Here is a 17,304-nt window from a genome sequence, read left to right on the forward strand (position 1 = left end):
CTCTCTTAAAATTCATCCTAGGAAGGCCGCCGCTTAGTCCTACGCGAATGGTCTTCCTCAGATTCTCAGGCCATTAAACCAACGGTTTCAACCTCAAAACGCTTCACCATAGAAAACTCCTTAACGGGCTTCAGCCTTAAACTTATAGGGTCGCCATCTTTGAACTGAGTCGACTTATTTCTAATCTTGATGGTAACTCCTTTTACGTAGAGTACCAGCTTAGGTAGTCGAATGAGTTGACCGAAGATAGCTAGGGCATCTTCCTCATTCTGAACAAACCGCATAGATATAGGTTCACCAGATTTGAATACGGAGATCTGCTCTAGTTTGCTGTCGTAGATGACATCAAAGCTCAGCGATTTTTTTGCATTTTTTCTCGGAATCTGACCGAGCCCCTCAAGAGTAAGACGAACATCATCAAGATCCGCTATGTCCGCGCTCGTGAAAGTAACGTGCCGGGTGAAATAAACTTGCTTCCCCAGCAACATCGAGACGCTTCTTGCAAGCGTTGTGTAAGTCAGTAGGGCATTCATATGCTTGATCTCTGAAGCACACGACCCAAATTGACTCACTCCGCCGAAGACAACCTCTCCCTTGAGTTCAAGAATCACGGAAAGCTCCCAGCCGGCAACCAGCCGCTCATAGAGCTTTGCCATTTTGCTCAGGTAGGGGAGCCTGCATAGAGGCGAGCTTTCCCACTGATTAAGATCAAGGTTGAGTTTAAGCGTTTGGGGGCCCCCTTCACTGGTGAATTTCTTGTTGAAACTGATGTTAATTAAGCCTTCCATCGCTTGCCCCTCAAAGCGCATGGACTTTCTGCCGGCAGTAATCTCGCCCGGCATTTCAGTGAAGAAATCTACCATGTTCGTCTTTGGGTCTATGAGTTCGATCCGCGCCAGCACGTGATGGGTCGCTGGGGTTAAAACAAGTTTTCCTACATTCCGATCTTCTGCAGAGAATATGTGTTCGAGCAGTTTCGACCCCTCCACGGAGGTGTCACAGATATCTATCTCGAGTGATTTCCCATGATCAATGAGCGCTCGGTATCCATCCAGATAGCCGGGGCTTGCGTTCATTTTGACCTTGAATCGGACATCCACTGATTCCTTCGCGTTGATCTCAAAGCAGGAAACGCCTTTGATCAGGCTGGAAGTGACACTAAAACGATTGTCGAGGCCTTCGAGGTATATCTCATTGGCCCGATGAACGTTGGTGATGGCATTGGCCAGGAAGGTCTTGGAAGGCATCTGTGTGGTAGCTTGAAGCAGCAGGGCTATACCGTCATCGGGGGAAGGTGGTTTTTTACCGAGTCGCTCCATGGCCCGCTTTTCTGCCTGGGTTTTCCAGACCCTAAGTTTTGAGGCAGGGAATAGATCGACGTCGCGGTCAATCATGATCGAGCAATTGGCACAGAGCCAAAGGCCATTATCGAAGTGCATGCGTTCTTCGCGAGTCATCTTCTCGTCGTAGCGCTTGCCGCCCGGCGATGCAGCATGAATGTGGGCAGCCACCCCTTCACTGGTGATCCCCAGAGCGCCGCAGGGTGCGCTGGTTGGGGCGTCGCAAGTTGGGTTGGAGCAGTGGCTTCCTGTCCTCAGGCGCAGGACGTTGATAGTCGATTGGAGAAACTCATCTCGTTTGTTCGCAGTTTTCAAATCAAGTATCCGACTTCGTGCTCGACATGAGGTGGATTATACCTGCGAATCAGGCCAGAGGCGGCCTAGGGCCATCCTGTATCTACCTCCAGTAAAAACGTCATAGTGTTGGCATCAATTACGCTGGCGACGATAAGCGGATACATGCATTCTAGAGCCATCATCCACTCCATGATGGAAACAGGCATGCTGAGAAAAGCGGCAAAATTTGTCTTTGATTCGATCCGAGAAGATCTTGGATATCCATCATCCCTAGTGAATCTTATCGCCCAAGAACAAGGTCTTAACGCGCACCTGGTTGAGCATAACAAAGGGATCTCTTCTTGCGAGGTCGTGAAGTGGAATGAGTTCGGTGATCTGCCTTACGAGCGCAGCCGTCCAACCCGCCGCCGACTGAACGGCTGGGGTTATTCTCCAGGCTCACATCGTAACTACGGCTCTATTGATCTTCACCGTGATGACTTGTTGAACCTTGGTACAACTCAGGAGTGCCCTGATTGGGTTTGCGATATTCAAGATGTCGATGGTTTCTCCGCTTCCAAGTCAGAGTTACGCCACTTCAAAAGCATGGATACGATGGTCGAGCGTAACTCCAAAGAGATGATCAATGAAATCACTGCTGAGAAGCTTTCCGAAAACCTAGCTTGGGATGAGATTCGAATCATCAGCCGGGTGGATCATGACTTCTTTCAGACCTGGTCTTGGGATGGTCGAGTTTTCTTGATGAACAGCGGCGGCTCCCACCATTTTGCTGCAGCTAAGTACATAGCTACCCGTATCGGCGCGAAGGTGCCGCTCAAAGGTAAGTACCACGTTCATGGCATCAACCAGGCAGCCCTGGCAAGCCTTAGGCGTGATTTCGACATCTACGTGATGTCATCGCACTACAAACACCAAAATGGCTTCCACGAGGCTATGAGGAACTTCCAGGCCACTTACTACTGGAAGGATCTTCCTCGTCCCTACACAGAGCAGTGTGCGGTGTTTCTACCAAAGGCGGAGAAAAAGTCGGCCAGGGTCGCGAAGATTCTGCATGAGACCGGGTTCCAAGACCTGGGGATCTATCTCAAGAATCTAAGCACCAAGTAAATTGTTGTCGGACTGGGTTTAAAATTTACCAGTCACCCCACCGATCACTCTAATTTTTCCAGCTGCTACGCTTTCCTCTTCATGGAGGAATCCCACGATGCCAAATTCAGACCTGCTTCCTTCCCTGCTTTTCAAGATCAACGAAAATCAACTCGCTCTTGAAGCTGCCATCATGGAGCTCTCAAATTGGGTAGAGCAGCGAGGATCCGCGGACGTCGCCGACAACGTGCGCGGAGCCTTGGCCACAATCGATAAAAACGAAGAGTTCATCAAAATGACGCTCGCGGTGCTCATGACACCGGAGTGGCCCACCCTATAGTCAACGGTCGGCAGGTTGTATCAAGCAACCTCGATCAACGCGATACCCATCGAACCAACCACTCTGCTGCACCTGAACTCTCTCCGCTTCAGGCAGCCAATTCCGACTTCAGATAAGCGCTCAGGACTCTCCTAGGCCGCTGCTGATCAAGCAGCACTCATTGCTCACAAAGAATTGGCTAAGTGATAGGTTTGACGGACACAACGTCGAAATACCTGAACTTCTTCTTTTTAGCCTCATTCTTCGCCTCCTGCTCCGCGACAAGAGTGCTCAATGTGTTCGCGTCATAAATGAACACTTCTACGTCGCCTTCAAATTCCCTTGTCACGTGAAGCACCACCCTGAGCTTCGGCGAAAGCGGTTTAGCAACCGCGCGGGGCTTTGGGCTAGGCCGCTTGGCAAGAGACTCTGGCTCGAGTTGTTTTGGTGGTGCCTCGAGTATGGGTTGGTTTGAGGAGCCGAATAGCGCCTGGCGCATTTCTTCCTCACTCAGTTCTGCGCTCATTTAGGATTTCTCGTCGCTATAAAGTGGAGGCGTGGTATTCAACACACAAAGCCGACATTACAGACCCTTATGGCCTGCAGTTGTATCTGAGCGGCTCGTGGCGCGCAAATATCACATACCCTACGAAACAGTTGCGGTTACCCCATGATCCTCTCCGTGGAAGGTCTTACGTGAGTCAGCCTTTCTGAAAAAGGATTAGCAGGTGCGCCTCAGCTTCGCTGCACTAAAATCCGAGCCAGCAAACCCGCCCCACGACCTAATTTGACCCTTTGCCATCAAACGGTACGTTGAGCAATAACCGGCAAAGGAAGGGCTGTTTAACCGCGCATGACCTTATTCCAATCGATTTCATAGCCGGCGTCCTGCAGTTCCCGGCTTAAGGCTTGTTTCCAACCTTCATCATTCATTGACGCCCAGACGACGCCCGCAAAATCACTCGGAATTTCCAAGGAGCCTCGCTTCAGCGCACACACCTTGTCTCTGCCTAAGTACCCCAAGAAATAACCCAACTCAAGAAGCACGTTCTGGCGAGCGCGAGGCTCCAACGTGCCACCGTTCGCGCACCCTTGGTCGTCAGGCGTGAGGAGTACGACAGCAAAGCCAACCTCCCGGTGACTCTCGATTTTTTCTATGATCGTTCGTCCCCGGTTCGCTTGCTCATGCAAGATAACTGGCTCAATGCCAAGTTTTTCTAGAAAGCGAGCAACTGATTCTCTAGCCCCTTCGTCGTGTCCGTGCACCACAAAAACTTTCCGAGACAAAGGGCCGGGAGCCGGCGCAGCCGTCTCAGGCAAAGACAAATGGTTCAAGTCGTCCAAATCCTCGTTGAGGCTCCGCTGAGCCTGCTGAAGTAAGGCAATAGAGCTCTTGATTTTACGACCAATAGAGCCAACGTAATCCGGCCTATCTCCCCTACTAATATACCTTGGGTAATATCCAAGGCCAGTTGCGCTTTGAAACGTCAAATAAGCTGTAGTGTTATCCCCGAAGCATCTGATAAGCGTGTCTTTAATCGCAACCTCAAGCGCCTTTAGGTCAGGTGTGCTCCCCCCACGGACGGTATTCACATCGAAGGCCTGAAGCTCGTCAATGCGGTCTGAAAGACGAACTAGGTTGCGCTCAATATCTTGAGATGAGAGCACCAGTTTTGGTTCCGCTGCAGTTAATGTGGACGTCTTTTGAGTCATGGAGTGCGCATTCCTTTGAGGCGGTTGCCCATTATTGCCCATACCTAGCCTGGAAGGCACCCACCGGTGGCTGCAGGCCGAGATCACTCGTTCATCATCGAGCACGTTGGTGTAGCTGCTCTGGCAAAAGCGGCGAAAACCAAGAAGCTGAAAGTCTGCACTTCCAGGCACTAACGTTGAAGGTTTGCTGCAGAGGCTGTACGGAGCCACCATCGCCAACTGATGGGCATTGAAGCAAATCGAGTTTTTGGGCACATCCCTTTTCTCGGAAATTAAGCGCCAGCGAGTACGAATCTCAATATGTACAGGGCACTTTGCATAAAAAATCGACGAATTGAACAGCGCTCTTTGTTTGGGCTTATAAATTTTTTACCCATTTTTTGTCTGCGCTAAGTTGACTTTCTGTCAACTTGCACCTCTACAGACCACGATTATATTGAACTACTTGAACGTATATACAGTATGTTTTTGTGAAAGTATCTTGCGCGTCTATTCTTCAGATAAATTTATCTGCCCTCCTGCGCCTTGATTTTATCGTTTCATCAGCTAACAATCGACGAATTGAGATTGTGATTCAATAAATTCTTTGAGAGCAAAGACGCGCATGAGATACAATATTTTTTATACAATTGTGGATACCACTGTTGACGCCTACTCAATGGCAGACCCTGAGAATTTCTGTGGAATTCAATCCGATTTTATTGATACCGAGAACCATCCGCTATACAAACATTGCCGAAACATCCGTGAAATCGAGGTTTCTTACGAGCGATACCGAAACTTTCCAACAAGTGATGAGGACGTGTACTTCCCAACAATGAAGGTAAAAGTCCTTCGAGTAGACCACGCACCGGACATCAAACGAAAGTCACCAACCGCATAAGAAATATCCCCATCAGCGCATGATGCCCACGATGAGTATGGAGATTTGGGCCTCATATGAAATTTTTGATCAGCTACTTGTATGTTGATACAGCTTTTAGCGACAGTGAATTGCTGAGCGCGCTGGCTGATAGCGTTATTTACCATGACGTCGTCGATGCGACCGACCCTTTATATCATCAGTGTGCGAATCTGAAGGAGATCGAGGCTCAGTACGAAGGGATGCAAAACTATCCGGATGAAGGCGACGAAGCAACCTGGCGCGCATTCAGGTTGAAGGTTCTGAAAATGGAACTACTGTAGCTATTCCAGTAATATGACCATTGGCGCAAGCATTGTTTTAAAAAAGGCATTATCTCTTTATCAAACGCTTGCGCCGGATTTATTCAGGATATCGAGTTTCACCGATGAGCCTAGTCGCCTTCCCCGAAACGGAACCTGCCCAATCAGATGCACACGCTCTACTGCACCACAGGGGCCGTAAAGACATAGCGGCTCTGCCTAGCTCGCAGGAATGTCCTGAGGCTAGCCCTACCGTAACCGCGCTTAAAGGTTGCCACAACGTAACGCGAGTTCATCGTGGTGAGTACCCAGAATTTCCCCTCTTTTCTCGCGAAGCAAATTTCTGATGTCCGCACGAAATGCCCGTCTGCGAACCGCCCAAGCTGGTTGTGCTTATCGTGGCCAAAGACCACACCGATCGCCGTACAAGAAGAGATGAACACATCGCTAAGGTATGCGGTGATGGGTTCTTCGAATAACTGAGCGTCTGCTTGGGCAATGCGTTTCAGATGAAAATCTGTAAGGCGTTTACCATGCAGCTCTATGTTGATGGTGTTCAGCATTTAACCGCTCCCAGATGCATATTCATTGGGCTGTAACTCGACGTTTAGAATGTAACAATGGCAATGTTACAGTGGGAAAAATCGTGTTACATGCTTGGGAAACCTTGCGTTTTTAGTAAATCTTCCGAAGGTTTGTCAGAGTGCTGGCATCGAAGGTCGGATCGTGAACGTCGACGTACACGGCACCGCTCTCAACCTCCAGCAAACAAACGGGAACCTCGTTTTTGTCATAGCCGACAGACACTGACATTAACTTTTCCATGCGCCAGCTCTTGCCATTATTGATCCACGGCGGCGTGACGACCTGGAGCTCATCTACGACAAAATCTTCGCCTTGCGCTGTGATGAGTTCGAACAGTTTCGTCTCATCATTAAGCATCTCCACTTGGGAAACAAATCGATCCTCGTGACGCTGCTTAATGCTGACGTGATACCAGTGCGTCGCTAAGCTCCGAGACACCGCGTGCCAGTGCGCAAGGCCTTCTCCAAACATCCCTGGAAGCCCGGCCATTTCATCAGTGTGAGTTCTGAACATATCGTGTCTCGGATTAAACCATCGTCAAAGCAATGCCTAAGCATAGAGGCAGTACAAAGGTTATTCAGCAGAGGAATGCTGCGTCCTATTTACTTATGGAGCTTGCTGAAGCGACTTGAGAGCTCTGCCGCTTCAACGGTCTTCCAAGACTCTGGATCGGATGTCTTTTTCAACATATTCCAGCCAGCCCACAAAAAAAACAGCGCGGCCAGAGCTGCCTCTACCAAAGCCACGACACTTGTGTACTCCATTATCATCGGATGCTGCCCACCAATGAAGTTCATCATGGGCACAATAGAAACCAGCCATCCCACAGGAAAAACTATGCAGAAGGCGAGAACTGCATAAAAAACCATTAGGATCGGAACGGTGAATCTAATGTGAGTTGCAAATAGCTTGGCACCGTTTTCTTTCTGCATGCCGTACACGACGCCAGAATTCTTCTCCTTATTCGCAGAGTTTTTGAATAAACCGTAAAGCGTAACGGTCTCTCTAGCCTCCATTTCTTCGTACATCTTTTTCGAGAGAGTAAGGTTTGGAAGAACCTGGCCGTCAATGCTGATGACAGATTTGTAGCTATCTCCGTGATCAGAGTTAACTTTTATATAGTCGACCTTTCCCGTCACTTTTACACAATCGAATTTGAACACAAAAAGCTCCTGACTTTCGTTATGGGTGTCCGAGCTATAGCCCGACAAGATCTTAAAATTCAGACAAAGAGACGCCATTAAGCTTGCGTGACTGCGAGCCTTGCCAATATCAAATACTGTGATTACTGCTGATACTAATATGTGTAGTGGTTTCTTAGTTCATTGCCTCGATTAGAAAAAAGAGAAGATCGTTTTTAAGCTTGCCACTCTCTCTTGCCCGTCCCCCATGAGCACGTACACGGTGTTCTTAGTTTCAAACATCACGCCATCAAACGAGATGGCCATGCTGCTTCGTACCCAGTCGCCGGGTTGGAAGCGGCCTCGACTGTCATGGACGACCTTGTGGGCAAAAACGAAAAGCGGGAGGTGACCGGCTGCTTGAATCTTTGCCAGGTCGTCGGAGGAGACGTCTACTCGGAAAAGTGTCCATTGCTCGACCAGGCAGAAGGGCTTGGAGGGAAATCGCCTGCGAAAAGTGAGATTAAGCGATTGAACGCTTTCACTGGTGCCTCTGGCTATTTGCTCAGAGCTGCCGAACAGGTCGCCCCACTCTGTGCTATCGGTCACTGCACGCTCCACTGTTCAGTCAATACATTGAAATGATCAATTGGCATTGGCATCAACTGCGCGAAACACACGCACGCTTTGCCGACACATCTCAGAAATCATCTTGAGATCGTTCCATGAGGATTATAATCCCTGTTTAGGAACGACGCAATATGGCTCTATCCTCGCTTTAGCCGGGGATCAGAAATGTCGCTAAACGAAGCCTTAGCTTTGGTCGTGCGAGGCGTCCGTAAAAGCAGAGGGCTTTCTCAAGAAGATCTCAACACAGTCGACCGCTCCTATCTCGTGCGGATAGAAGCTGGACGGGCTAATGTGACCTTGGAAATGCTCCAAAGGATAGCCACATTGCTTGCTCTCGAGTTTGAGGTTTTGGTGTTGCTCACGTCAGCGGTGCGAGTAAATGAGCCAATGACGTCTGTCTGCCAAAGACTCAGCCTGCAAGTTGCGAAAATGCAGGAAGAAGGTATTTTCCAAAGTATTGCCGATGTGACCACGGTTCCGAGAGCCGTCACAGGTCGTGCTAAGAAAGCGAACGCACCACAGAATGCCGCAGCCGCCTTGAGGCTTAAAGAAAGCGGCATGTCCCTCGCCGAAATCGCGCGCGAGCTAAATCTGTCGAAGACAACTATTCACCGTTATCTCAGTAGATGAAGCCTGACTCAGGACGTGAAAACCAGCGTAATGAGGCCAAACGCTAAACTAGCAAAGCTCTGATAATGAACGCACGGTCTACAGCGCTAACGGTGCTCCACAATTGGGGGTTAGACCGTAAATACTCAGCCATGGCATCAACATCCAGATCTTCGGGAAAAGTTGTCTGGGCCGCTAGCCGTTGCAGAGTCTGTATAGGTATCCCCATTTCCTCGAGACCGGCAAGGCCTGCGGGCAGATGGTAATGCTCGAATATACTTCGAAGCTTGGAATAATCGATCTTGCCTGGAATCTGATGCGCACTCTGGTAGAGTTTTACCACGTCCTCTAAGATCGCTAGAACTTTAGGAATAGTATGGCCAAAAATATTGCCCGCAATTTTTAGATCGTCATTTATGCAGGTAGAAAGATTTTCCGCTTCGCCTGTATCAATGCGTATTTTGGATAGAGCTATTTGCTGCTGCACATAGTCATAATACAGCGGCGTATAAACGAACGATGTAATCTTAGCATGAACAACACTAGGCTGACTCGTCGGCAGTTTCGCCCGGCGCAGCGCACCTGCCGAGAACTTGGTTAGTACCTTAGCGAATACAGTTAAAAACTCGCCGGTTGGATGCCAGTGAAATATAAGAGAAGTAAACTGATCTGGCGAAAGCATTTCAATGAAATTATATAGCTCTGCAAACTGCTCAAGCCTGAAGGAACTATGCTTCTTGAGCAAAGCTAAACCAAACCTCTCTATGTTCAAGTCACCGTCAAAGCGGTCTTGAGAATAATCGCTCAAATGTTCAGGTTGCACACCCACTAAGAGATTGAGCGGCGTAGTATCGTCCTGAGTACCAAGAGGGATTTCTACTTCTTGATTGAGGGTATCCTCCGGAATAGCTTCTAGACAGTATACTTTACCGACAAAGTGAACGCCCATTCTCCCTGCGCGTCCCTTGATGTTTCCGTGGGTGAACTTGTCGATACCATAATTACCATCACGATTATCATATATAATGACATTCTTCGCCACAGTGTTTACGCCCTCAATAATTGTTGAGGTGCAAATAAGATATTTGATATGACCACTATTGAAGAGATCAATCGTATACTGCTGTAATGCCCTAGGCAAGCCGCCAAAATGGAGGCCTATACCATGTCGAAGCGCCACGGTGTAGTCCCACTCAGGATCATACTCTGTTGAAACCCAGTCTATATGATCGCTTTCGAATTCATTACCATGATTTCCAGCAATCAATGCGCGGGCTACATCTCCCGCGTAGGCGGGAGATTTACAGTAAATAATAGTAGCCCCCTCACAGCTACTAACTATACCTTCCAAGACCCGCTTCTTAGAAGTGTAGTCGTTGGGTGAAATATTAAAAGTTTTGACGTCCAGTGCTACAGTGTTGAAATCTGAAGAAATGAATGTGTAGTCAAGGCCTAGGGCGGACAATCCTGTAACATTATTGATGAAAGGCCCAGTCATATAAAACTGCTTCGACGCCTTCAACAATTTGCTAAATGCGATATTGAGGTCGATCACCCTTGAATTTTGGTAATCGATTTTCCCATTTTTTTGCTTCTTAAATGCGAGCTTGTAAAACTCATCTATGACAAAAAAGTCTATATCGGTAATATCTTGCCGTTCATTAACCCTTTCTTGGGTCAATACATAAACTGCCCTGTCTGAAGTGGCCTTTTGAGAGCTGTGATGTATTATCTGGTATCTGTCTCCGAACCTTTCTTGCAATCGTCTCCTGGTTTCGTCGGCAAGGGCAATGGTAGGTACAACCAATACAACCCGGCTCACGATACCTAGCCCAATTACCGAGTCTACAATAGCGCTCTTTCCCATGCTGGTCGGAGCACTCAGTACAACGTTGCGCCCATTCTTTAGGAGGTCGAATACATGAAACTGCATTGAGTGAAAAACAAAAGATGAAGAAAACGGCGTTTCATAAACATCCAGAGCTATCTTTTCACTTAAAGTAGTATCTTGGAATTCATTCTTCAGGTATGGATAAAGGCCTGATTTTCTAACGAGATTTCTAAGGAGTGGAGTGTACCCCGAGAATACGGGCCTAGCGTCCAATGCCCTAATCACCAAGTCACGCCCCATGTGTAGTGATATGGGATTGGAAAGCAGAAGGTCGGCTGTACGAAGGTATCTGAAAGCTGATAGTTGGCCAGAGTCCAATTGCTCGCGAGCATTATGGTAGAGTTTGTTCACATCTCATCCTTGATATGTGTTTCGACCATTCTACTTAGCTCCAAAACGCTCGGAGTTGGATATAGAAAAAGGTCAATATTTATGTGGGAGAATGTAGAATTCGTAGAAAGGTCTGAAACAAAGTGATCGAAGAGTGCCTTGGCCTCGGCATATAGATCGTCTTCATGACCCTTCGTTTCTGGATTAGTCAACAGCGCCGAATCGTAACCAACGAATAGCAGAAATCTGAACCGATTGATGTGATCATCAAAAGGATGGCTCGTGTCCAAAATCTCATCAATGTCGTGCCGAAGGAGATAGGAGTCTTCTTTTATATCTAGTATCTTATCGCGCACTTCATCAAAACTACTCATAATATCGTCATACAGTAAGCTGCGAAGACGTGTCAGAATAGTGGGTATATCGCCGCTTTTGATAATCTTGCTAAAACCAATCCATAACTCATCTGGACTATTGTCACTTTGAATAATGTGAACGTTTTCGTAAACCCTGACTTTGTCATCCTTGTCGATGAATAGTGAGACGGGTATAGGCTGGCTATTGTGTGACAACCGAACTGTGGAGTGCAACAAAGCCTTGCCCAAGAATGTCTCCATGTCGCGTGTAGACTCTAAGACTCGCTCCTTTAATTTTTTGAATTTGTCAGTCACTGATAAGCAATTGTTGTCTGCCATCTCCTTCGGACGCAAGAAGAGTTCATCGAGCCATCGACAAACATTTTTAGCGATATGTTCGTATCTGTACTGCCCCAGATGATAGCGCTGATGTAGAACTAATCCATTTCGCGTGCCTACCGGCGTAGAAAATGGAACTCTAAATGGCACAAGGATTTTGGGCAGATCTTTTTTCGCATAGATTTTGCGGTGTGCATTGGATGAATCTAGGAAAATTAGCTCTTGCTTAAACCAGGACATAAAATTGTCTCTGAAGTAAGTTTTGTCATCTTCGATATACACCCGCCTGTCCAAGGCGCTTTTTTTCGACATTGTATTGAGAATATCTATCCAGATGGATTCGGCGAGTTTGTCTGAGCTTAGGGTGACGCCATAAATTTCAGTTGCGGCATAACGAATATTCTTTATACCTATTAGCTCAATTTGATACATGGTGGGTATTACTTGCCACCATGTTGAGTCCACCCAATGTGAGACATCATTCCCTGCTGAACCGGAGTAAGCACCTAGCTTTGCATTAAGCGCTGCAACTATTTCAGTGCGTCCTGGCTTCCCTTTACGCTTTTCACGATCAATCTCTAGGAAATTAAGCGGAAAGGTTGAGTCTTTGGGAGAAACGATACGAAATCTACAAGCGGAAAATGGAGTTGTGGCGCAGCTCATCGACTTGTGGACAATTGAGCTTTCAGGGATATATCGGTTCCCTGCTCCTTTTTTCCTTGTGGTGAGCTGGGGGATAGACCACCTAGGGGTATCAGATGTTTTAACCTGAACATACTCCACCCAGTCGTCGTAGATGATGTCGATGTCATCCGTTACCTCACACCTGACGGCCTTCACCGTTTTATTGAGGAACATCTCAGTCACAAATAATGCTGCTGCACAGTCTTGGTAACGAAAACCGAGCTTAGCTGCAACACCTCCCGAATTGCTCGAGTCCATCACCTACATCCATGGCATTTTAGCTGCAAGGCTATGGGAAAAAGGGGGCGACGTCTATCAAGCAGTAGCCATAAGCCATGAGGAACTTTAGGCATGGCTTGCATCTGCACGAACGTGTTGAGTGAGAGCACTCAATTTTTCGGATGAAACGCGTTTGGCCGTAACGTCTGCATTATTTCAGGTCGGGCCGATCTGCGGTTCCATAACTGCAGGGGAGACCCAACCGAAGACTCCGAATCGGTAACGACAAATCGTGCAGCGCTTCGAATCCCATACGTACCAAGATCGAGTGGGTGGGCTGAATGAGGGGTAGATGGAGCCCATCGATGAATTGCAGCACATGTCTGTGATGGCCGCTCACATGTTGAGCGAAGCAGAACTGCTGCACCATTCCGGACGGGAGCTTTTCGAAGAAATAAGGCAAGTTTAGGTGGTCAAATCCAGACAGAGTTAGGAAAGCTGCTTCGGTTACGAAGGTCTAGGGGCTCGCCTGCCTGATGCACCAAACGCAGAGAATTTCGCAGGCAGGCATTGGCGGGAAACGGCTAATGCCTACATGCATGCAAGATGATCCTCAATATTCACCACTAGGGTGGAAATGGCTGTCCAACGTTCACCAGGTGCATACTCAAACCTGAAGTGCTACTTTTCTTCCAATGCGCTCAATACCGGGGCGTCCAGATGAAAGACAGCGACTACACACCTACACACTTACGTGGGTATGCTGTCCCATAAAGGTTCGATTCCCTTCACCCGCTCCACTCAGATTTTGGTCTCACGCTCGGATGTTTTGGCGGGGGATCTAGAAGCAGAAAAACCGGCTCTTGGTAGCCGGTTTTTTTATGGGCGGGATTTAGTGGTGCGCCTTTGCGCGACCTGATCAGCATGAACTCAAGGCTGCAATCGCTCGCAACAAGACAGCGTTTGAAATCAAAGCCCCACTCACATCATTCTCCGGCGCCTCACCGAAGCCCTCACAGGCTCATCTCTACTGCCAGCCAGTATCCATATGGATACAGTGAGACTCCATGAACTACCTTATCCAGCAAACGCAAACCTTTATTACCTAGCACACAGCAATACGTGATTTGAGCCAAGATCGCTATTGCACGTCGTATAGATCGCGCATCCATTGGCAATCTGGGCGATATAAAAACGGTAGGAGGGGGTGTTTCGGAAATGCGTGTGGATGTCGGTGTCGGCTATCGCGTGTATTTCACACTGCGCGGTAGAACGGTCATCATATTGCTGGCAGGTGGCGACAAATCTTCACAAGACGCCGACATCCGGCGAGCAAAGAAACTGGCAAAGGAGGTTTGATCATAAGCCAAACACTGACGACATTTGACATGGTAGCGCTGCTCGACAGTGACGAAGCCATCAGCGAATACCTTTCTCAGGTCCTGGCTGACGGTGACAACGAGGAGTTCCTCCGGGCGGTTGGGTATGTGGCCAAAGCCCGTGGTATGGCGAAAATCGCCACGGGCACCGGGATGGGCCGTGAGAGCCTGTACAAGGCGTTTGCTCCTGGGGCAAAACCTCGCTTCGAAACAGTTCTCAAGGTGCTTCACTCATTGGGTATTGATCTGCTGGCCCAGCCTGGGCATGTCGCCAACCGGTAAAGGGATGAATCAATTCATTCACACGGTTCCTATAAACCATGCCCAGCCGATCACCGAACACACTTGAAATACACCAGTTCCGGATCCTCATCATCCAGATTTTCAATAACACCACTCGGCACAAAGCCAGCTTTGGCGATGAGCTTTCGGGAAGCCAGATTCGATTCGTTCGCCGAGGTGAACAATTTGGCCGTTTTGCAGGCCTGCTGCGCCGCCGCAAACAGCTGAAGCGCCACGCCTTTGCGCTGATGTGCGGGGGAAACCACCACCAGCGACACAAAGCCGTTCTCGAAAAAATCGTAGGTCAGCACGAGATAACCGACAAGGCGACCCGACTCTACCGCCACCAGGCATTGACGCTTCTCAACCGCCTCGCGAACAGCGGTGCCACGGCCGGAATTCGATTGTGCATAGACATCAAATTCAAGCATGGCTTGTACATCGTCAGGCTTCGCCTCTCGGGTGAGTAGAACCGCGTTTGTCTCGCTGTCGTGGTTTGTCATTGTTCCTGAGTCCTGACGCGTGATACCTCAGACACTAATCCCCGTTGCACGACCCAGGACAACGGTAGCGTCAGCAACAGAGTCCCCGCCAAGAGCATCACCGCCACGGGAATCCCGGTCACATCTCCCAGCCCACCCAATACTACAGGGGCCAACGCCCCTCCCCCAATCGTCCCGGTATAAAACACCGCAAATGCCCGCTCCCGTTTCCCCGCCCCGGCAAGATCCGGCACAGCGCCATACAGCACCGATGACGTGCCATTCAGTGCCAATCCCAGCAACGGCAACATCACCATCAATCCAGCCAGCGGCAGATACACCGCCGCGACGATCAGCATCGCCGTGCTGGTTTCCGTTAGCCACACGGTCTTCATCATGCCGATACGTGCGCCGAGGTAGCCGCAGAGCAATTTGCCGAAGGCGCCGCCGATAAACAGCAGGGTCAATGCCAGGCCGATGCCGGCAGTACCGGCACCTTTGGCTTTGAGCAGGAATGGCAGGAAGGTGAGAAAGCCCATGCGCACGGCGCTGTCGAGGGTGCCAGTGAGGAGCAGAGCACGCAGGCCGCTGGTGGAACCGGCTCCGGTAAGGGGCTTGGCGGAGTGTCCAGAGGTGGACGTAGAGGTTCGTCCTGGAATCAACCACCACAGCCACCCCGCTGCCGCCAGGCCGAGCACACCTAGAACCGTGACGCTGGCCCGCCAACTGATCACCATCAACAGCAGCCCAACGAGTCCCGGAACCAATGTTTTGCCAATATCGCCCGCGAAGTTGTATTGGGACAGGGCTTCCTTGACTCCGCCGCCCTCCTCATAGGTATCAGTGATCATCGAGGAGGCCAGCGGGTGTTGGGTGCTGGCGCCTAAGCCACCAAGCAGCAGCGCCAGCAATAACATCGTCAACCCCGTCGCCTGCCCTGCCAGAAGGTAGGCAACACCGGCCAACGCCGTGCCGCCCACCAGCATCGGCGTTCGTCCCCAACGTTTGGCGGCTCGGCTGGCCAGGAGTTGGAAGCCCGCCATCATCCCGGAATAGGCGCCGCGCAACAGGCCAATCTGGGCGTAAGTCAGGGCGAACTGGGTTTGCCAGATCGGCAGCAGCACATAGATGACGTCGGTGAGTCCATCGTGGACGGCGTGGGCACTGCAACCGGCGATCAGGGAGCGGCGGCGGGCTGAGGTGTCGGTGACTGTTGCGCAGGTGATGTCGTTCATCTTGGACAGGAGCCGATTTTAAGAAAAGTTTGCGTAGCAGCTGGTGTGCTTGCCGGGTGAAGTTCAAGACGATCTCTACGAATGAACGGATGTGGTGGCTGATGGTTTCTTCCAGCCAACCAGGGCGATCAGCAATGACAGCAATTGGAATCCAATAATCAGTGCCACGCACCCTGCCCACCCCCAGCGCCCCCAAATCATCGCAGGGACGATGGCGCCGAAGCTGCCGCCCAGGTAATAACAGGTCAGATACAACCCTACCGCACCCGCTTTGCTATCCCCGGCAGTGGCAGTGGTAAAAGCGTTGGCCGCGGCCTGAGCGAGAAACACGCCGGTGGAGCTGAGGGCCAAACCCAGGACGATGCACCACAAGGACGGCAACAGGGTCAGAGCCGAACCGATGACGCCGAGCACTGCGGCAACCGCCAACAGTTCAGACTGCGGCCGGGATTTGCCCAGACGGCCAGCAATGGGCGTGACCACCAAGGCCAGCAAGAACACCATGTAGATGGTTCCCAAGGCAGCAGGGCCAAGGTTGAACGGCGCACGGCCGAGGTAGAGCCCCGCGTAGGTAAACGTCGCCACTTGGGAGAACAGCACGCAAAAGCCTACGGCATAGGCGGCCAATAGCGGTTTGGCGAGAAGGCCTGCACGAGTGGCAGCAACCCGCGCCACTCGGTTCGAGTTGGCCGGCAACAGAAACTGGATAAACCCGCCCACCACCAGACTCAGCACCGCCAGCAACTCAAAGGCTTCGCGCCAGCCCATATATTCGGTCATCACGCCAATCACAAACCGTCCGGCAAAGCCACCCAATACAGTCCCGGCTACGTAAAGGCTGGTGACTTCGGTGACGGTGCCGCCGCTCCAGCGATCGCCGATGTAGGCCACGCTGGTGGCGAATACTACCGGGATCAACATGCCCTCGATAAAACGCCAGGCCAACAGTAGCGCAAAACTGTTGGTATAGGCGGTCATCAAGGCGGGCAGCGCCAGCAACATCGCGGCGGCAACGATCACCGTCCGCTGCTCAAAGCGTGCAGTCAGGCGGCTGACAAAGGGCGCGGTGATGGCCACGGCCAGGGTGGTGACCGTAATGCTCCACCCCGCTGCGTTGGCGCTCACATGAAAGCGCACGGCCAAGTTCAGGAGGATGCTCTGGGTGGCGTAGAGATTGAGAAACGCCGCGCAACCACACAGAAACAAGGCAAGACGAGCACAATGCAGATGCGGCTTCATGAAA

General features: G+C 50.2%; 17 protein-coding genes and 1 pseudogene. 6 read left to right on the top strand and 12 right to left on the bottom strand.

Annotated elements, in window-relative coordinates:
- Nucleotides 1-65 precede the first annotated feature (65 nt).
- Entirely contained in the window at nucleotides 66-1,655 is a 1,590-nt protein-coding gene (locus J7E41_RS20505) for a hypothetical protein (RefSeq protein ID WP_214995671.1), read from the bottom strand.
- A gap of 186 nt (nucleotides 1,656-1,841) precedes the next feature.
- Here J7E41_RS20505 and J7E41_RS20510 point away from each other — a divergent pair, with 186 nt between their 5' ends.
- Both J7E41_RS20510 and J7E41_RS20515 read left to right on the top strand, forming a co-directional pair.
- Complete coding sequence (locus tag J7E41_RS20510; RefSeq protein WP_251029594.1) at nucleotides 1,842-2,744, top strand: DUF6685 family protein; 903 nt, start codon at nucleotides 1,842-1,844, stop codon at nucleotides 2,742-2,744.
- Nucleotides 2,745-2,841: 97 nt separating this feature from the next.
- Entirely contained in the window at nucleotides 2,842-3,063 is a 222-nt protein-coding gene (locus J7E41_RS20515; protein WP_214995673.1) for a hypothetical protein, read from the top strand.
- Between the two features lie 178 nt (nucleotides 3,064-3,241).
- Here J7E41_RS20515 and J7E41_RS20520 read toward each other — a convergent pair whose 3' ends face one another.
- Together J7E41_RS20520 and J7E41_RS20525 are read right to left on the bottom strand one after the other, a co-directional pair.
- Nucleotides 3,242-3,568: a hypothetical protein gene (locus tag J7E41_RS20520; RefSeq protein ID WP_214995675.1), complete on the bottom strand. Its 327-nt coding sequence runs from the start codon at nucleotides 3,566-3,568 to the stop codon at nucleotides 3,242-3,244.
- Nucleotides 3,569-3,885: 317 nt separating this feature from the next.
- Complete coding sequence (locus tag J7E41_RS20525) at nucleotides 3,886-4,755, bottom strand: TIR domain-containing protein (protein ID WP_214995677.1); 870 nt, start codon at nucleotides 4,753-4,755, stop codon at nucleotides 3,886-3,888.
- A 939-nt stretch (nucleotides 4,756-5,694) separates the two neighbouring features.
- Here J7E41_RS20525 and J7E41_RS20530 point away from each other — a divergent pair.
- Nucleotides 5,695-5,940 (top strand): hypothetical protein, encoded by a 246-nt coding sequence (locus J7E41_RS20530; protein WP_214995679.1) that lies wholly within the window; start codon nucleotides 5,695-5,697, stop codon nucleotides 5,938-5,940.
- A 158-nt stretch (nucleotides 5,941-6,098) separates the two neighbouring features.
- On the opposite strand, the gene J7E41_RS20535 is transcribed toward J7E41_RS20530, so the two are convergent.
- From J7E41_RS20535 to J7E41_RS20550, 4 genes are all read right to left on the bottom strand, one after another.
- Nucleotides 6,099-6,482, bottom strand: a complete 384-nt coding sequence (locus tag J7E41_RS20535) for a hypothetical protein (RefSeq protein ID WP_214995681.1) — start codon at nucleotides 6,480-6,482, stop codon at nucleotides 6,099-6,101.
- A gap of 112 nt (nucleotides 6,483-6,594) precedes the next feature.
- Complete coding sequence (locus J7E41_RS20540) at nucleotides 6,595-7,017, bottom strand: hypothetical protein (protein ID WP_214995683.1); 423 nt, start codon at nucleotides 7,015-7,017, stop codon at nucleotides 6,595-6,597.
- 89 nt (nucleotides 7,018-7,106) lie between these two features.
- Nucleotides 7,107-7,667: a hypothetical protein gene (locus tag J7E41_RS20545; RefSeq protein ID WP_353049415.1), complete on the bottom strand. Its 561-nt coding sequence runs from the start codon at nucleotides 7,665-7,667 to the stop codon at nucleotides 7,107-7,109.
- A gap of 171 nt (nucleotides 7,668-7,838) precedes the next feature.
- The gene (locus tag J7E41_RS20550; RefSeq protein ID WP_353049416.1) at nucleotides 7,839-8,234 is read right to left on the bottom strand and encodes a DUF6957 family protein; all 396 of its coding nucleotides are present in this window, start codon (nucleotides 8,232-8,234) and stop codon (nucleotides 7,839-7,841) included.
- A 186-nt stretch (nucleotides 8,235-8,420) separates the two neighbouring features.
- Between J7E41_RS20550 and J7E41_RS20555 the strand changes: the two genes are divergently transcribed.
- Nucleotides 8,421-8,885 carry a helix-turn-helix domain-containing protein gene (locus J7E41_RS20555; protein WP_214995685.1) on the top strand — a complete coding sequence of 155 codons (465 nt, stop codon included), beginning with the start codon at nucleotides 8,421-8,423 and terminating at the stop codon, nucleotides 8,883-8,885.
- A gap of 43 nt (nucleotides 8,886-8,928) precedes the next feature.
- On the opposite strand, the gene J7E41_RS20560 is transcribed toward J7E41_RS20555, so the two are convergent.
- Nucleotides 8,929-11,106, bottom strand: coding sequence for a DEAD/DEAH box helicase (locus tag J7E41_RS20560; RefSeq protein WP_353049417.1), 2,178 nt, complete (start codon nucleotides 11,104-11,106; stop codon nucleotides 8,929-8,931).
- Nucleotides 11,103-12,722, bottom strand: coding sequence for a dsDNA nuclease domain-containing protein (locus J7E41_RS20565; RefSeq protein WP_214995687.1), 1,620 nt, complete (start codon nucleotides 12,720-12,722; stop codon nucleotides 11,103-11,105). Before J7E41_RS20565 ends, J7E41_RS20560 begins: the two co-directional genes overlap by 4 nt.
- Before the next feature lie 1,079 nt (nucleotides 12,723-13,801).
- Here J7E41_RS20565 and J7E41_RS20570 point away from each other — a divergent pair.
- Both J7E41_RS20570 and J7E41_RS20575 read left to right on the top strand, forming a co-directional pair.
- Nucleotides 13,802-14,042, top strand: a pseudogene (locus J7E41_RS20570) (type II toxin-antitoxin system RelE/ParE family toxin).
- 2 nt (nucleotides 14,043-14,044) lie between these two features.
- On the top strand, nucleotides 14,045-14,344 hold the full coding sequence (locus tag J7E41_RS20575) for an addiction module antidote protein (RefSeq protein WP_169353333.1): 300 nt from the start codon (nucleotides 14,045-14,047) through the stop codon (nucleotides 14,342-14,344).
- Nucleotides 14,345-14,394: 50 nt separating this feature from the next.
- On the opposite strand, the gene J7E41_RS20580 is transcribed toward J7E41_RS20575, so the two are convergent.
- The 3 genes from J7E41_RS20580 to J7E41_RS20590 all read right to left on the bottom strand — a co-directional run bounded on the left by J7E41_RS20580 (nucleotide 14,395) and on the right by J7E41_RS20590 (nucleotide 17,300).
- The gene (locus J7E41_RS20580; protein WP_214995689.1) at nucleotides 14,395-14,847 is read right to left on the bottom strand and encodes a GNAT family N-acetyltransferase; all 453 of its coding nucleotides are present in this window, start codon (nucleotides 14,845-14,847) and stop codon (nucleotides 14,395-14,397) included.
- Nucleotides 14,844-16,061, bottom strand: coding sequence for an MFS transporter (locus J7E41_RS20585; RefSeq protein ID WP_214995691.1), 1,218 nt, complete (start codon nucleotides 16,059-16,061; stop codon nucleotides 14,844-14,846). Before J7E41_RS20585 ends, J7E41_RS20580 begins: the two co-directional genes overlap by 4 nt.
- 75 nt (nucleotides 16,062-16,136) lie before the next feature.
- Nucleotides 16,137-17,300, bottom strand: a complete 1,164-nt coding sequence (locus tag J7E41_RS20590) for an MFS transporter (RefSeq protein ID WP_214995693.1) — start codon at nucleotides 17,298-17,300, stop codon at nucleotides 16,137-16,139.
- Between the last annotated feature and the right edge of the window lie 4 nt (nucleotides 17,301-17,304).

The sequence above is a fragment of the Pseudomonas fluorescens genome, assembly GCF_018614655.1.
Classification (GTDB): Bacteria; Pseudomonadota; Gammaproteobacteria; order Pseudomonadales; family Pseudomonadaceae; genus Aquipseudomonas; species Aquipseudomonas fluorescens_BX.

Excerpts from the sequence above, each read along its gene's own strand:
- J7E41_RS20510 (WP_251029594.1), top strand. The coding sequence starts at position 1,842 with ATGCTGAGAAAAGCGGCAAAATTTGTCTTTGATTCGATCCGAGAAGAT.
- J7E41_RS20515 (WP_214995673.1), top strand. The coding sequence starts at position 2,842 with ATGCCAAATTCAGACCTGCTTCCTTCCCTGCTTTTCAAGATCAACGAA.
- J7E41_RS20520 (WP_214995675.1), bottom strand. The coding sequence starts at position 3,568 with ATGAGCGCAGAACTGAGTGAGGAAGAAATGCGCCAGGCGCTATTCGGC.
- J7E41_RS20525 (WP_214995677.1), bottom strand. The coding sequence starts at position 4,755 with ATGACTCAAAAGACGTCCACATTAACTGCAGCGGAACCAAAACTGGTG.
- J7E41_RS20530 (WP_214995679.1), top strand. The coding sequence starts at position 5,695 with ATGAAATTTTTGATCAGCTACTTGTATGTTGATACAGCTTTTAGCGAC.
- J7E41_RS20535 (WP_214995681.1), bottom strand. The coding sequence starts at position 6,482 with ATGCTGAACACCATCAACATAGAGCTGCATGGTAAACGCCTTACAGAT.
- J7E41_RS20540 (WP_214995683.1), bottom strand. The coding sequence starts at position 7,017 with ATGTTCAGAACTCACACTGATGAAATGGCCGGGCTTCCAGGGATGTTT.
- J7E41_RS20555 (WP_214995685.1), top strand. The coding sequence starts at position 8,421 with ATGTCGCTAAACGAAGCCTTAGCTTTGGTCGTGCGAGGCGTCCGTAAA.
- J7E41_RS20565 (WP_214995687.1), bottom strand. The coding sequence starts at position 12,722 with ATGGACTCGAGCAATTCGGGAGGTGTTGCAGCTAAGCTCGGTTTTCGT.
- J7E41_RS20580 (WP_214995689.1), bottom strand. The coding sequence starts at position 14,847 with ATGACAAACCACGACAGCGAGACAAACGCGGTTCTACTCACCCGAGAG.
- J7E41_RS20585 (WP_214995691.1), bottom strand. The coding sequence starts at position 16,061 with ATGAACGACATCACCTGCGCAACAGTCACCGACACCTCAGCCCGCCGC.
- J7E41_RS20590 (WP_214995693.1), bottom strand. The coding sequence starts at position 17,300 with ATGAAGCCGCATCTGCATTGTGCTCGTCTTGCCTTGTTTCTGTGTGGT.